General features: G+C 66.7%; 14 protein-coding genes. 7 read left to right on the top strand and 7 right to left on the bottom strand.

Features of this window, described 5'->3' with window-relative positions; translation table 11 throughout:
- Positions 1-82: 82 nt before the first annotated feature.
- From JDV75_RS01250 to JDV75_RS01230, 5 genes are all read right to left on the bottom strand, one after another.
- Positions 83-1,498, bottom strand: coding sequence for an amino acid permease (locus tag JDV75_RS01250; protein WP_198737438.1), 1,416 nt, complete (start codon positions 1,496-1,498; stop codon positions 83-85).
- An 88-nt stretch (positions 1,499-1,586) separates the two neighbouring features.
- Positions 1,587-2,192: a GNAT family N-acetyltransferase gene (locus JDV75_RS01245; RefSeq protein ID WP_198737437.1), complete on the bottom strand. Its 606-nt coding sequence runs from the start codon at positions 2,190-2,192 to the stop codon at positions 1,587-1,589.
- A gap of 126 nt (positions 2,193-2,318) precedes the next feature.
- Positions 2,319-3,296 carry a 2,3,4,5-tetrahydropyridine-2,6-dicarboxylate N-succinyltransferase gene (gene dapD, locus JDV75_RS01240; RefSeq protein ID WP_198737436.1) on the bottom strand — a complete coding sequence of 326 codons (978 nt, stop codon included), beginning with the start codon at positions 3,294-3,296 and terminating at the stop codon, positions 2,319-2,321.
- A 94-nt stretch (positions 3,297-3,390) separates the two neighbouring features.
- A complete protein-coding gene (locus JDV75_RS01235; RefSeq protein ID WP_198737435.1) occupies positions 3,391-4,797 on the bottom strand; it encodes an amino acid permease in 1,407 nt (468 codons plus the stop codon).
- A 258-nt stretch (positions 4,798-5,055) separates the two neighbouring features.
- The gene (locus tag JDV75_RS01230; protein WP_198737434.1) at positions 5,056-5,979 is read right to left on the bottom strand and encodes a DapH/DapD/GlmU-related protein; all 924 of its coding nucleotides are present in this window, start codon (positions 5,977-5,979) and stop codon (positions 5,056-5,058) included.
- A gap of 123 nt (positions 5,980-6,102) precedes the next feature.
- On the opposite strand from JDV75_RS01230, the gene dapE reads away from it, so the two are divergent.
- The 7 genes from dapE to JDV75_RS01195 all read left to right on the top strand — a co-directional run bounded on the left by dapE (position 6,103) and on the right by JDV75_RS01195 (position 11,552).
- The gene (gene dapE / locus JDV75_RS01225; protein WP_198737433.1) at positions 6,103-7,218 is read left to right on the top strand and encodes a succinyl-diaminopimelate desuccinylase; all 1,116 of its coding nucleotides are present in this window, start codon (positions 6,103-6,105) and stop codon (positions 7,216-7,218) included.
- Between the two features lie 143 nt (positions 7,219-7,361).
- Entirely contained in the window at positions 7,362-8,162 is an 801-nt protein-coding gene (locus JDV75_RS01220) for an LOG family protein (protein WP_198737432.1), read from the top strand.
- Between the two features lie 55 nt (positions 8,163-8,217).
- The gene (gene folP / locus JDV75_RS01215; RefSeq protein ID WP_232958049.1) at positions 8,218-9,030 is read left to right on the top strand and encodes a dihydropteroate synthase; all 813 of its coding nucleotides are present in this window, start codon (positions 8,218-8,220) and stop codon (positions 9,028-9,030) included.
- Positions 9,027-9,812 carry a glucosyl-3-phosphoglycerate synthase gene (locus JDV75_RS01210; protein WP_248096909.1) on the top strand — a complete coding sequence of 262 codons (786 nt, stop codon included), beginning with the start codon at positions 9,027-9,029 and terminating at the stop codon, positions 9,810-9,812. Before folP ends, JDV75_RS01210 begins: the two co-directional genes overlap by 4 nt.
- 67 nt (positions 9,813-9,879) lie before the next feature.
- On the top strand, positions 9,880-10,176 hold the full coding sequence (locus JDV75_RS01205; protein ID WP_198737430.1) for a DivIVA domain-containing protein: 297 nt from the start codon (positions 9,880-9,882) through the stop codon (positions 10,174-10,176).
- A gap of 103 nt (positions 10,177-10,279) precedes the next feature.
- Positions 10,280-10,447, top strand: a complete 168-nt coding sequence (locus tag JDV75_RS01200; protein WP_198735586.1) for a DUF3117 domain-containing protein — start codon at positions 10,280-10,282, stop codon at positions 10,445-10,447.
- A 238-nt stretch (positions 10,448-10,685) separates the two neighbouring features.
- Positions 10,686-11,552, top strand: coding sequence for a methyltransferase domain-containing protein (locus JDV75_RS01195; RefSeq protein ID WP_198737429.1), 867 nt, complete (start codon positions 10,686-10,688; stop codon positions 11,550-11,552).
- Positions 11,553-11,624: 72 nt separating this feature from the next.
- Here JDV75_RS01195 and JDV75_RS01190 read toward each other — a convergent pair whose 3' ends face one another.
- Complete coding sequence (locus tag JDV75_RS01190; protein WP_198737428.1) at positions 11,625-13,079, bottom strand: GH32 C-terminal domain-containing protein; 1,455 nt, start codon at positions 13,077-13,079, stop codon at positions 11,625-11,627.
- A gap of 59 nt (positions 13,080-13,138) precedes the next feature.
- Positions 13,139-14,326 carry a glycogen synthase gene (gene glgA, locus JDV75_RS01185; RefSeq protein ID WP_198737427.1) on the bottom strand — a complete coding sequence of 396 codons (1,188 nt, stop codon included), beginning with the start codon at positions 14,324-14,326 and terminating at the stop codon, positions 13,139-13,141.
- Positions 14,327-14,454: the final 128 nt, after the last annotated feature.

Below are 14,454 nucleotides of genomic sequence, written 5' to 3'. Positions count from 1 at the left end.
TCAGAGAGTCCGTCCCCCGTACGGGAGCGGAAGGACGGACGGCTGCTCCGACCACCGGGTCGGGACGAGAGGGATTCTGGACCTACCGCAGCCCGCGGTTCTCACCGGGCAACAGCGCCTTCTGCCACGGACTGACACCACGAACCCGCGAGTTGACCAGGGCCGCGATGAACAGCAGGAGGAACATGCCGGCGCCGGACATCAGCTGGATACGTGCACCCGCGTCCGCGAGCATCAGCAGCCCGAGGGCGACGAGCACGGCGAGGGTCGCCCACGTGCACACGGGCCAGGCCCACATCCGGATCGGCAGCTCCGACACCAGCTCCAGTCGGCGCCGGAGTTTCAGCTCGGAAACTGTGATGAACCCCCAGACGATGAGCAGGGAACCGCCTGCCGCGTTGAGCATGAACCCGAGCAACCAACCCGTGTCCGCGAAATTCAACCCAACCATCACGGTGGCGAGGATGATCGACAGGATGATGGCCGGGACAGGGACCTTTCTGGCATTCACCCGGGAGAATATCGCCGGAGCGTCACCGCGCTGGGCCAACGAGAACATCATCCGGGAGGAGGCGAACAGCTGGGCGTTGAACGCGGAGAGCAGTGCGAGCACGATCAGCGTCTCCATCAGTCCCACGACCCCGGGTATTCCGGCGAGCCCCAGAACGAGGGCGAACGGGCTGTCCGCTGCGGTGTCGGCCGCCCCGAGGGTGGAGTAGGGCAGGAGGAAGGTGATCACCAGGACACTGCCCAGATAGAACACGCTGATCCTCGTGATCGTCGTGCGCACCGCGTTGACCAGTGATCTGCCGGGATCTTCGGATTCGGCGGCAGCGATGGCGACCACCTCGATGCCACCGAAGGCGAAGGCCACGGCGAGCATGCCCGCGGCGACTCCGCCCAGACCGTTCGGCATGAACCCGTCCGCCGTGAACACCGACGACCCGATGTACGGGTGCCCCGGGAGCAGGCCGAAGATGAGGAGGAACCCGATGACCAGGAATCCGGCGAGTGCGAGCACCTTGATCAGCGCGAACCAGAACTCGAACTCACCGAAGGCCCGGACACGCAGGAGATTGACCACCCCGAAGAAGACGACGAACACGAGCGCCGGGACCCACTGCGGGATCGACAACCAGGAACCGATGATCGCAGCGGCCCCGGTCATCTCGGCGCCGAGGACCGCGACGGTGGCGAGCCAGTAGATCCAGCCCTGGGTGAATCCCGCCCACCGGCCGATACCGAGCTCCGCATACTCGGAGAACGAACCGGAGGCAGGCACCACCGACCCCATCTCGCCGAGCATCCGCATCACCATCACGGCGATCGCCCCGGCGGCGATGTAGGCCAGCAGCACGGCCGGCCCGGCGGCCCTGATCCCGACGCCTGTGCCGAGGAAGAGGCCGGCGCCGATGGTCGAGCCGAGGCCCATCATGGTCAGGTGCCGGACCTTGAGCCCGGATCCCAGGTTGGTTGTGGTCGTGGTCACGGCGCTCATGTCTCCTGCTGCGTGTCGGCTGAGAATATAGGTTCCGCAGAACAAGTTACGCGCCTGACGGTGGCGGCGGGACACCGGCCCGGCATTCTCAGTCCTGGGAGACGTGGCGTTCGACGCGGTCCGCGAGGGCCGACCGGATCACGGGCCACTCGTGCGCCAGTGCCGAGTACAGCACGGCATCGTCGAGCGTCCCGTTGCGGAGTCTCGCGTGTGAGCGGAGGATCCCGTCGCGTTTCAGTCCGAGACGTTCGATGGCGGTCCGGGAGGTGATGTTGGAGAACTTCGTCCGGATGCCCACCCGGGCGCAGTTCAACTCGTCGAACGCGTACCCCAGCAGCACGAGTTTCGCCTCCGGGTTCGCCCCGGTGCCCTGGGCCGAGGCACGGAGCCAGGTGTACCCGATCTCGAGCCGGGGGACCGTGGGCTCCAGATCGTAGTAGCAGGTCACCCCGAGTGCCCTGCCGTCCGTCGCTGCGCGGATGATGAACGGCACCATGGTTCCGTCGCCTGCCCGCGCCAGCTTGGCCGCGATGTCCGCGGACATGTTCTCGGGCGGCGGGGTGGAGGTCCACCACTCCCGGTGCAGATCGCCGTCGCGGACGGCCTCCGACAGCTCCGCCGCATCGTCAGGACGCAGCGGGGACAGCTCGACGATCCGGCCGGTGAGCGTGGGCGGGGAGATGATCCAGGGCATGTTCCGGTCCTTGTCGTCGTGGTGCCCCGGGGAAGGGGGGAGTGTCCCGGATCAGCGTAGCCCGGTCACCGGGACACGCCCCGCCCGGTGGAATACCACTGGGCGGGTTTCAGGACCGGGATTGAGCTAGTTCGCGTGCAGATCGGCGTTGAGCTCCACCTTGGCGGAGCCCCATGCGGTGGCCTCGACGGCGCCGGTCAGAGAGTTGCGCCGGAACAGGATGTTCGATGCCCCGGACAGTTCGACGGCCTTGACCGAATCGCCGTCGGAGACTCCGGCGGCGGTCGCGACATCGCCCAGCACCTTCACCTTCGTGCCTGCGGTGACGTAGAGACCCGCCTCAATGACGCAGTCATCGCCCAGGGAGATTCCGCAACCGGCGTTCGCACCCAGCAGGCAGCGTTCCCCGAGGGAGATGACCTGCCTGCCGCCGCCGGAGAGCGTCCCCATGATGGACGCGCCACCGCCGATGTCGGTGCCGTCGCCGACGACGACTCCCGCGGAGATGCGGCCTTCCACCATGGAGGAACCCAGGGTGCCCGCATTGAAGTTGACGAAGCCCTCGTGCATGACCGTCGTACCCTCCGCGAGGTGGGCACCCATGCGGACCCGGTCGGCGTCACCGATGCGGACCCCGGTCGGTACGACGTAGTCGATCATCCGGGGGAACTTGTCCACCAGATGGACGGTGACCTTGCCGCGGCGGGAGAGCTTCGCCCGGGTGGTCTCGAAATCGGCGACCGGGCAGGGGCCGAAGTTTGTCCAGACGACGTTGGTCAGAAGGCCGAACACGCCCTCCATGTTCAGGCCGTGGGGACGCACCCGTCGGGTGGAGAGCAGGTGGAGTCGCAGGTAAACGTCGTAGGCGTCGGTGGGTGCGTCATCCAGATCCGCGATGACGGTCCGGACACCCACCCGCTCCACTCCACGGTCCTCGTCGGTGCCGGCGAGCGGGGCGAGATGCTCGGGCAGATCGTCGGCGTCGAGGCGGGTGGTTCCGGAGGTCTGCTCCGTGTCGGTGAGCTCGGGGCCGGGGAACCAGCAGTCGAGAACGGTTCCGTCGGGTTGGATGGTCGCGAGTCCGGTTGCTGTTGCTGCAGTCATGGACTCCAACCTACCGGAAGCGGAAGCGACCGCCGGGTCCACCCGACGGTGGGCCTCGACGGTCGCTGCTGAGTGGGGCGAGTATCCCCTCCGGCTACTTCAGTTCCCTGTCTCGGACAGCTTTGGCCGCCTTCGCGGTCTTCGCCCCCGGGGCGAGGAAGGAGAGTCCGATGAGCGCACCGAACACGATGATCACCGAGAGAACCTGGTAACGGGCCCCGGAATCAGACAGCATCAGTGCGGTGAGGATGAGCAGCATGGCGAGGGTGAACCATCCGAGCCACGGGTATCCCCACATCCGGAGGCTGAGCTCACCACGCCGGTCCATCTCCGGATGCAGCTTGAGGTAGCTGGCCATGATGAACCCCCAGATGAGCAGGAGAGAGCCTCCCACGGCGTTGAACAGGAACTCGAGGAGTCCCGCCGGATTCCAGTACTGCAGGCCGACGGACACGAAGGCGAAGAACATGCTGAGCAGAACCGCGTTCATCGGCACACCGTCCTTGTTCGTCGTGCCGAGGGCCTTCGGGGCGTTGCCGCGGTTCGCCAGCGAGTACGCGATGCGGGAGGTTCCGTAGATCTGCGCGTTGAGGGCGCTCAACAACGCCAGGACGATGACGGCCTCCATGATTCCGACGATGCCGGGAACATGCGCCATGGCGAGCACGCGGGTGAACGGTGACTCCGCCGCGGAGTCTGCACCGGTGATCTCGTCGTAGGGGAGGAGGAAGCTGATCACGAGGACGGCACCGAGGTAGAACACGACGATGCGCCAGATGACCGAGCGAACTGCGGTGGCGATGTTCTTGGCGGGGTTGTCGGACTCCGCGGCGGCGATGGTGACGATCTCGATGCCACCGAAGGCGAAGGCGACCGCGAGCAGACCAGCCGCGACACCGGAGATGCCGTTCGGCATGAAGCCGTGCTCGCCGATGAAGTTGCTGAAACCGACCGGATCGGTGCCGGGCATGAGTCCGAAGATGAGCAGGACGCCGATGACGAGGAAGATGATGATGACCGCGACCTTGATGAAGGCGAACCAGAACTCGAACTCGCCGAACCCGGAGACCTTCCAGAGGTTGATCACCGCGAAGATGACCACGCAGACGAGGGCCGGGATCCACGGGGGCACGCCGAACCACTGGCCCATGATCGCCGCGGCACCGGTCATCTCCGCGCCCATCACCATCACCAGCAGGTACCAGTACAGCCAACCCATGGAGAAGCCGGCCCAGTGGCCGAAGGCCATCTCGGCGTAGTTGGAGAAGGAACCTGAGGTGGGGCGGGCCGCGGCCATCTCGCCGAGCATCTGCATCACGAACACCACCAGGATGCCGGCGAAGATGTAGGCGAGGAGGACGGCGGGGCCCGCGATCTGGATACCAACGCCGGTGCCGAGGAAGAGCCCGGCTCCGATGGCGGATCCCAACCCCATCATGGTCAGGTGTCGTGTCTTCAGCCCGGAGCCGAGCCCGGATTCGGCTGTCTCAGTAATTGTCATGGTATTAACAATAACTGTTGGTTCCCCTGTGTAAACGCTTAAAACCTCTGGTAGCTTCCGGGGAATTTCCCTGACCGTCGGCACCTGCCGATTCTCATCCGCCCGGATCTGGCCCCCGTATGGCCGTATGGTGGACATTCGTGGTGGGGGTGGGTGTTTTGCCAAGTGGGGCGAATAGGCGGGGGAATGTGGTTTACAGGGGTGGCTTATGGCACCCCCTCACTGTCGTGTGGTGGCGTAGCCCGGCCGCGTTCCGGCTCAGCGCCGCGCGACGGGTTCCGGTGACCCCGGCTCGTGATCGATGCGCCACCCTGACTGGCCGCTGAGCTGAACCGCGGGAGCCGTCTCTCCGCTGTCCGGGAACCGGAGGGTCGTGGTCCGGTCGATGACGACGTTGTTGCCGACGACGCAGTCATCACCGAGATCGATCCCGATGACCCCGGCGCCCACCCCGATACGACAGTTGTCACCGACCCGAACCGGGTGCGGGATGTCGGCACCGCTAGCGTCGTCGGTGAGGACGGTGGCGGACAACCCGATGTGGGTACCCGCCCCGATGACGGTTCCCGCGGACATGAGCCCCTCGATGTGGGCCGGCCCCACGGAACCGGAGTTGTAGGACACGAACCCCTCCCGCAGCACCCGGGTCCCCTCCGCGAGATGAGCCCCCAGACGTACCCGCTCGGCCTCCGCGATCCGGACGCCGGTGGGGACGACGTAGTCCACCATGCGTGGAAGAATGTCGATGGCGTAGACGTGGATCAGCCCTCGGGACCGGAGTGAGGTGCGCACGAACTCGAAGTTCTTCGGCAGACATGGCCCCTTGTTCGTCCACACCACGGTGGCGAGCAGTGACTCGAGCCCCGCGAGGTTGGTGTCGTGTGGACGGATCATCCGGTGACTCAGAAGGTGTAGTCGCAGGTAGACGTCGTGTGCATCGATCGGGGGAGCGGACAGATCGGGGATGGTCGTGCGGACCGCCACCTGTTCCACCATCCGGTCCTCGTCGAGCCTCACCAGCGACAGCAGCTTCCGGCTCAGCTTCGCTGCCCCCAACCGGATCGTCCCGGCACCGACCACGGGCCCGGTCGCGAGTTCCGGTTGCGGGTACCAGGTGTCCAGGACCGTGCCGTCCATGGCGATGTTGGCGATACCGACTGCGCTTGCTCCCGAAGTAATCATCACCCCCAGTTTAGCGGCTAAACCCCGGACATCAGACATGCTGTCTGACAGGATCACCCCGAACGTGGCGTCGGGCCCCTTCTTCCCGGTGGGTGCGTGGGCCACGGGCGCTAGGGTGGTGGCGTGACCGACATCAGACTGGACCTCACCGCCGACCCCGTAGACCTGACAGCACAGCTCGTCGACATAGCCAGCCCCTCCCACCACGAGGACACGATCGCCGACGCCATTGAGTCCGCTCTCCGGGAACTCGCGGAGGGCACCGGAATCGAGGTGCTCCGCCACCGCAACAACGTGCTGGCCCGCACCCACCGCGGACTGCCGGAACGGGTCATTCTCGCGGGCCACATCGACACCGTTCCGGTGGCCGACAACGTCCCCTCGACGCGCGGCACCGATGCCGAGGGGCGCGACAGCCTCTTCGGTTGCGGAACCGTCGACATGAAGAGCGGCGACGCGGTGTTCCTCAACGCCTTCGCCCGGCTCGCCGAAAGCCCCGATCTCGCCCGTGATCTCACCCTCATCTGCTACGAGTGCGAGGAGATTGCCGCCGAGTTCAACGGATTGACGCACCTGGCGAAGGATCATCCGGAGTGGCTCACCGGGGACGTGGCGATTCTCGGGGAGCCGTCCGGTTCGGTCATCGAGGCAGGTTGCCAGGGTTCCATCCGGTTGAAGATCACCGCACACGGTGTCCGTGCACACTCCGCCCGCGCCTGGCTCGGCCTCAATGCCATGCACCTTCTCGCGCCTGTGATCGGCCGCGTCGCGGAGTACACGCCCGACGAGGTCCACATCGACGGCTGCACGTACCGTGAGGGCATCAACATCGTGCGCTGCGAGTCCTTCGTGGCCACCAACACGATCCCGGATGAGGCCGAGCTCTACGTCAACTACCGGTTCGCACCGGACAAGACGGCCGACGAGGCGATGGAGCACCTGCACGAGGTCCTCGGAATCCGGGGCGACGACCGTTTCACCGTCGCTGCCGACGACATCTCACCCGGCGCCCTCCCGGGGCTCGCCCAGCCTGCGGCTGCGGAACTCGTCGAGGCGACCGGGGGAGAGTTCCGGGCGAAGTTCGGGTGGACCGACGTCGCCCGCTTCGCGGAGCTCGGCATCCCGGCCGTCAATTTCGGCCCCGGGGACCCCTCTTTCTGCCACAAGCGCGATGAACAGTGTCCGGTGCACATGATCACCGACGTCTCCGAGACCCTCCTGGCCTACCTCCGCAGCTGATGACACCGGTCGGTGCAGCGCTGACTCGTCCGGGTACGCCGTCGCGTCCGTGGGGCACGGCACCCGTATCCGGCGGGAGCCGCTACCCTCGTGGTGCAGTACCCCGGCACGTGACACCCCGACCACAACCGTGAAGGACACCGATGAGCGAGAACACCACGGACCAGAACCGCTACATGCGCGGCCCCGTACTGGTGCGGCACGGCGGCACCCAGGAATCCACCACCGACCAGCGTCTCCTGGACACCCAGAAATCGACCGACTGGCTGCATGAGGATCCCTGGCGGGTACTGCGCATCCAGAGCGAATTCGTCAACGGCTTCGGTGCCCTGGCGGAGATGCCTCCGGCCGTCACCGTATTCGGGTCGGCACGTCAGCGGGAGGGGACGGAATACTACGCGCTCGGCAGGGAACTCGGCGAACGCCTCGTGGCCGCCGACTACGCCGTGATCACCGGCGGCGGACCAGGTCTGATGGAGGCCGGGAACCGGGGTGCGACCGAGGGGGGCGGCATGAGCGTCGGTCTCGGAATCGAGCTTCCCCACGAGGAACGCCTCAACCCCTACATCGACCTCGGTCTCCACTTCCGGTACTTCTTCGTCCGCAAGACGATGTTCCTGAAGTACAGCCAGGCGTTCGTCTGTCTTCCCGGGGGCTTCGGCACCCTCGACGAGCTATTCGAGGCACTCTGCCTCGTGCAGACGGGGAAGATCACCAACTACCCGATCGTCCTCCTCGGCACGTCCTTCTGGTCCGGGCTGGTCGACTGGATCCGGGAGCAGCTCCTGGCCAACGGCATGATCTCACCCGAGGACACGAAGCTGATCATGGTGACCGACTCCCCGGAGGAGGCCGTGGAACACATCTGTGCCGTCCACCGGGGTATGGCCCGGGAAGCCGACGAAAGAGCCGCCCGCGATGCAGCCGCCGACGCCCGGGCCTAGCCCCGTGCTGCGAAGGCGCTCCGGGTACGGGGAAGACGATGGTCTGCCGACCGTCATGGCCATCATCAACCGGACACCGGACTCCTTCTACGACCGGGGCGCCACCTTCGCGCTCGAGGATGCCCTCGCGCGAACCGACGCCGCGGTCGCCGCCGGTGCGGGCATCATCGACGTCGGTGGCGTAAAGGCCGGACCAGGGGACTACGTCGGTGAGGACGAGGAGATCGAACGCGTCGTTCCGCTCATCGCCGCAACTGCGCAGCGGCACCCCGGAGTTGCCGTCTCGGTCGACACCTGGCGCGCCGGGGTCGCGGATGCCGCGATCACCGCCGGGGCCAGGCTGGTCAACGACACCTGGGCGGGACACGACCCGGAACTCGTCGAGGTGGCCGGTGCCCACCGGGTGGGCTACGTCTGTTCGCACACCGGGGGAGCAACGCCCCGGACCAGGCCGCACCGCGTCCACTACGACGATGTGGTCGCGTCGGTGATCGCCGAAACGACCGCTCTCGCGGAACGCGCGGTGGCGTGCGGCGTTCCCGAGGACCTGATTCTCATCGATCCCACACACGACTTCGGGAAGAACACCTTCCACGGGCTCGAGCTCCTGCGGCGCGTCGATGAACTGGTGGAGACCGGGTGGCCCGTCCTCATGGCGTTGTCCAACAAGGACTTCATCGGGGAGACCGTCGGGCGCCCCCTGGAACGCCGGGTCGCAGGAACCCTCGCGGCGACGGCCTGGGCCGCAGCCCGCGGGGTCGCGGCTTTCCGGGTACACGAGGTGGGCGACACCGTCGACGTGCTACGCATGACCGCGGCGATCCGCGGAGAGGTTCGCCCGCTGTCAGCGATCCGGGGGCTCGTGTGAGCGGGGGCTCCGGGCTGCTGAATGTCAGCGTGGTGATTCCGGCCCTCGACGAGGAGACGACGGTCGCCGGGGTGGTGGAGGCTGTCCTGGCCGATGGACCGGGTGAGGTTCTCGTCATCGATTCCGGATCCGGTGACCGGACCGCGGCGCGCGCCCGTGCTGCGGGAGCCCGGGTACTGACCCGGGAGGAGGCGATCCCGGGGACCCCGGTCCGTCCCGGGAAAGGCGAGGTTCTCTGGCGTGGTGTCGCCGCCGCCCGTGGGTCGGTGATCGTGTTCGTCGACGCGGATCTCGTCGATCCCGCACCGGGTATGGTGCGCGCGTTGGCCGCCCCCTTCGCGGATCCGGGGGTGCAGCTCGTCAAGGGAGACCACCGCAGGCCCCTCGGGGAAGACTCCGACGGGGGTGGTAGGGTCACGCGGCTCACTGCGTTGCCACTGCTACGGGCGCTGCACCCGGAACTCGCCCATATCCGCCAGCCGTTGACCGGCGAGTACGGGATCCGCCGCGCCGCCGCGTTCGATCTTCCCTTCGTCACGGGCTGGGGCGTCGAGGCTGCCCTCCTGCTCGATGTCGTGGCCAGGTTCGGAGCAGATGCCGTCACCTTCGTCGATCTCGGTGTCCGCAGGCACCGCAACAAACCGACCCGGGAACTCGAACCGGTCGCCGATGCGGTGGTGGCTGCCATTCTGTCGCGGAACGGTGTCCCCCTCACCGGCGGATGCGTCGTCCCCGAACGCCCCGCCCTGTCCACGCTGTACCCCGTCGCCACCGGCGGGTAGCCTTGACCGGGTTGAAGGAAGTGTCTGTCACCGCGAAGAGCGGTCCGCCCCCGAGGAGCTAACCCCTGTGTTGACCTGGATCATCTACATCTGCATTCTGCTGGTCCTCATCGTCGTGTTCACCGTCGTATTCGGGGTGTTGTTCGGACGCGGAGAGACGCTGCCCCCGTTCGAGGAACAGGTCTCCGATGTGCGGCTGCACAACGACGCCGCGGTCCGCGAGGGACGTGTCGATGACATCCGGTTCCGGACCGTGCTCCGCGGATACCGGATGGACGAGGTCGACCGGGTTGTCGAAGCCTACGAGGCGAAGGTCGCCGACCTCCGCGCCCAACTCGACCGGGTTCACGCGACGGCGGACTGATTCCGCACGGCACCCGGTACAGGCAGGCCCCGGTGGGCCGAAAAAAGACTAGGCTGGTAACCGATACTTCTTAAAACACAAGCTTGTGAAGGAGCTGGACGTAATGGCAGCTATGAAGCCCCGGACGGGAAACGGCCCGATGGAAGCGGCTGAAGAAGGACGCAAGATCGTCATGCGCATCCCCACCGACGGTGGTGGACGCCTCGTGGTCGAACTCAACAAGGAGGAGGCGGCTGAATTGGGTGCCCTCCTGGTCGAGGCTGCCGGCTGACCCGTACCTAAGCTCTGCTCGGACCGTCCGGTGCGCACCTCGGGCGGTCCGATCTTCTGTTCACTGTTCCTCGGGGTCGACGAGATCGACCGTGAGGCACCACCGTCGGCTCCTTCGCTGCGCGCAACGAACATGCGGGTATCATGAACCGCGCTGACCGGCCGTACCGCAGCGGAGTCGGATTACCGGCGTTGCCGGTCAGTTGTTCCACTCACCAACGTTAAGGAGTTTCCCCGACGTGCTCACAGATATCTCCGATGTCCTGGCGGATCCGGTGGATGGGAGTCCTCTGAGCCTCGACAGCTGCGGCTCCCGGCTGGGCAGTGCCTCTGGCAGGCAGTACGACATCGCGGGCTCCGGGTACGCGACTCTCACCATCGACGAGGTCCACGCGGACCGTGCGGACGATGACAGCATGGTCACGGCGCGTGAGACCTTCCTCTCCCGTGGGCACTACGCCCCCTTCGTCGAGGCGGTCACCGGGGCCGTCCAGCTCGCTCTCGATGACGCCGGTGTCGACGATGACGCTCACCCGGTGATCTGTGAGATCGGCGCGGGCACCGGATACTACCTCTCGCACACGCTCGACGACGTCGAAGGCGCCCGCGGCGTCGGCATTGACCTGTCCGTCCCGGCCGCCGAACGACTCACCGCCTGCCATCCCAGGGTCGGTGCAGTCGTAGCGGACGCCCGGCACCGTCTGCCGCTGCGCGACTCTTCGGTCGATGTCGTGACGGTGGTTTTCGCCCCCTCGAACCCGGAGGAGTTCGCCCGGGTTCTCAAGCCCGGCGGCCAGGTCGTCGTACTTACCGCGGAAGCGGGGCACCTGACGGAGCTCCGCGAGCCGCTGGGAATCCTCGACGTCCCCGAGGGGCAGGCACACCAGGTCGTCGAGCAATCCTCCGACTGGTTCGATCCGGTGGGTGAACCGGAGCTCGTCGAGTTCACGATGCGCCTCGACCAGGAGTCGATCGCGACCCAGACGGGAATGAGTCCGTCCGCGCGGCACATTCCGTCCGATCTGCTCGCGGAGCGTGCGGCCCGTCTCCCGGAACACATGACGCTCACGGCGCGTGCCACGGTGACCCGCCTCCAGGTCCGCTGACCCGGTGGTAGGTGCAAAGGAGGCGGGGCCCTGACCGGGCCCCGCCTCCTTTGCACCGTGAACGGCGGATCCTCAGCGATCCACAGAGTCGGGATCGAATGCGTCCCTGACATCACCGAGGTCGGTGGAGTCGTGGGGGAGTGGGCCCAGATTCATCGTTCGTAGAACCCTCGCGCCGCCCTCGGTGTGGACGGTGAAACCGCTGCAACCGTCGGTGAAGTAGACCCGGCTGGCGAGTGCCGCTACACCGCCGTCCACGAAGACCTCCACCGTGGATCCGTCGACGATGACGGTGAGGGAATCTGTGTCCGCCTCCGCGAGGGGCCCGGACGCTACCGGATCTCCACCATGCGCCGCGTTCATCGAGCGGTCTAGGGTCACGCGGTCACCGTGATGGGTCACCGTGACCGCCGGCTCGCCCGAGCCGTCGAGGACATCGATACTGACTGAACCCTCGCCGGCATCGAGTATGGCGGTGAACATCCGTGCCGCGGTGGTCCCGGGGATGACATCGGGCAGACCGGGAGTGGGCGTCTGGAACAGTCGTCCGCCCTGCAGGGTGACCAGCCTGGGCATGGACAGACAGTTGGCCCAGTTCTCCTCGGCGAGACTCCGGTGCCCGGTCGGGTCATCCTTGCGTCCGACGCCGTTCATCAACCCGAAGACCAGCGCACTGTCGCTGTGCTGCTCGCCCGTACCGGTCCCGATGAAGTTGGTGTTCCGGGGCCTGGTGAAATCGTGGCCGAAGTCCATCCGCGTGAATGGGGTCTGCACGGTGAAACGGGCGCCGGTCAACGATCCGACGAGATATCCGGAGATGTCCGGGCCACCCTCCTGCTCGATCGTGGTCAGCAGGACGTCCCACAGTTCCCCGTCGATCTCGTCGCGGAGTCGGAGCAGGCGTGGACTGACCATGCAGTGCCCACCGCTGACGCCCGGATCACCCTCGAAGCTCATCGGTCCGCGCACCTCCCAGTTCCGGAGATCCGTGGAGTCGAGAATGACCAGACGGGGTTCTTCGACGTCCCCGGTCACAGCCAGCATGAGCCACCTGCCGGGGCCGTCCGCCAGGACACACGGCGAGCGGAAATTGTGCCACCCGTCGTGGTCCCCCAGCACCCGGCCGATCCTGGACACCGACGAATCGAGGGTGAGGGCGTCATCGTCGAGCTCGGCGACCGTCTCGGACAGTGCGGGGACGGATGCGACGTGTACCTCGGTCCCGTCCCTTGTCACGGAGGTGAAGAAGAGTTCCGCGGCACCGCTGTCGCCGACCGCGACGACCGACCCCGCGCGGACCTGAATCTCTGTCCCCTCCGGGGCGAGGACATCGTCGCAGACGTCCCAGTCGTAGGGGTTCGTGACATCGAGGGCCTGGTGGGCCCACCGGGCCGGGGCCCCCTGGGTCGGCTGGTACTGCAGGAACACGTGCCAGAGATCGGCGTCCCGGATCGCGCCCGCAGGGGCGTTGAGGATCCCCTGCTCGGCGGTGACGTGCAGTTCAGGGCGGTGGGTGGTGTAGGTCATCGGTGATCGGACTCCGGAATCGGTGTCAGTGTGTGTCGGGTGTGAGTGGTGGGTGGCATTCACATCAGGGAGCGGTAGACGTCGATGGTCTGTTCCGCGATCGTCGCCCAGGAGAACTCCTCGACCGCTCGGCGTCGCCCGATCTCCCCGATGCGACGGGCCCGTCCGCGATCCGCGACCATCGCGTTCACGGCGGACGCCAGATCACGCTCGAAGGTCTCGGGGTCGTTCTCGTCGTAGTGCACGAGGGTACCGGTCTCACCGTCAACGACGACCTCCGGAATACCGCCGACGTCGGAGGCGACGACCGCCGTGCCGCAGGCCATCGCCTCGAGGTTCACGATACCGAGAGGCTCGTAGATCGACGGGCAGGCGAAGGTGTCGGCGGCCGTGAGGATCTCCTGGATCTTCTCCTTCGGCAGCATCTCCGTCACCCAGAACACCCCGCTTCCCCGCGAGGAACGGAGTTCATCGACCAGGGCGGTGGTCTCCGCGGCGATCTCCTCGGTGTCGGGAGCCCCGGCGCAGAGGACCAGCTGCACGTCCGGATCGAACATCTTCGCGGCCTTGACCAGGTGCCCGACGCCCTTCTGCCGGGTGATCCGGCCGACGAACGCGACGATAGGCTTGTCCGGGTGGACACCGAGCTCGGCCAGTACGGAGGAACCCCGGGACTCGACTGCGTCGTCGAAGGTCGGTCGCGGTTGCCACAGCTCGCAGTCGATGCCATTCAGCACGACGTGGATCCGGTCGGGGTCGATCCGCGGATAGGCGTCGAGGATCGCGCCCTTCATCTTCTCGCTCACGGCGATGACCGCGTCCGCGTACTCCATGGTGTTCTTCTCGGACCAGCTCGAGACGTCGTAGCCGCCGCCGAGCTGTTCCCGCTTCCACGGGCGGTGCGGTTCGAGGGAGTGGGCCGTCGCGACGTGGGGGATACCGTACAGGCGGGCCGCCAGGTGTCCACCGAGACCGGCGTACCAGGTGTGTGAATGGACCACGTCAACGCCCGACACCGCATTCGCCATGCGCAGACCCGTCGACAGGGTCCGGATGGCGGGGTTCGCGTCGGCCAGCGCGGGATCGACGCCGTGGGCCCACGTGTTCGGTTCATCCCGCTCCGCGCCCATACAGTGCACATCGACCTCGACGAGTTCGCGCATGTAGCGGGTCAACTCGGTCACGTGGACGCCGGCACCGCCGTAGATCTCCGGGGGATATTCCTTGGTCATCATTCCAACTCGCATGCCACCGACGATAGCCGCGCCGGACCGTGCCTGCAGGAACAGCGGGCGGGGGGAGGGGAGGATGCCGTGCGGCTACCGGTTCCCGGGCACCGCAAACACAGTTTGCGGTGGAGCTTTGTCCCGGAATT

It is taken from the genome of Corynebacterium meridianum, assembly GCF_016342265.1.
Classification (GTDB): domain Bacteria; phylum Actinomycetota; class Actinomycetes; order Mycobacteriales; family Mycobacteriaceae; genus Corynebacterium; species Corynebacterium meridianum.
Note: the sequence above shows the minus strand (reverse complement) of the source record. Positions and strands in the feature narration are given on the sequence as shown.

Coding starts and splice junctions, on each gene's coding strand:
- JDV75_RS01250 (WP_198737438.1), bottom strand. CDS start 1,498: ATGAGCGCCGTGACCACGACCACAACCAACCTGGGATCCGGGCTCAAG.
- JDV75_RS01245 (WP_198737437.1), bottom strand. CDS start 2,192: ATGCCCTGGATCATCTCCCCGCCCACGCTCACCGGCCGGATCGTCGAG.
- dapD (WP_198737436.1), bottom strand. CDS start 3,296: ATGACTGCAGCAACAGCAACCGGACTCGCGACCATCCAACCCGACGGA.
- JDV75_RS01235 (WP_198737435.1), bottom strand. CDS start 4,797: ATGACAATTACTGAGACAGCCGAATCCGGGCTCGGCTCCGGGCTGAAG.
- JDV75_RS01230 (WP_198737434.1), bottom strand. CDS start 5,979: ATGATTACTTCGGGAGCAAGCGCAGTCGGTATCGCCAACATCGCCATG.
- JDV75_RS01220 (WP_198737432.1), top strand. CDS start 7,362: ATGAGCGAGAACACCACGGACCAGAACCGCTACATGCGCGGCCCCGTA.
- folP (WP_232958049.1), top strand. CDS start 8,218: ATGGCCATCATCAACCGGACACCGGACTCCTTCTACGACCGGGGCGCC.
- JDV75_RS01200 (WP_198735586.1), top strand. CDS start 10,280: ATGGCAGCTATGAAGCCCCGGACGGGAAACGGCCCGATGGAAGCGGCT.
- JDV75_RS01190 (WP_198737428.1), bottom strand. CDS start 13,079: ATGACCTACACCACCCACCGCCCTGAACTGCACGTCACCGCCGAGCAG.
- glgA (WP_198737427.1), bottom strand. CDS start 14,326: ATGCGAGTTGGAATGATGACCAAGGAATATCCCCCGGAGATCTACGGC.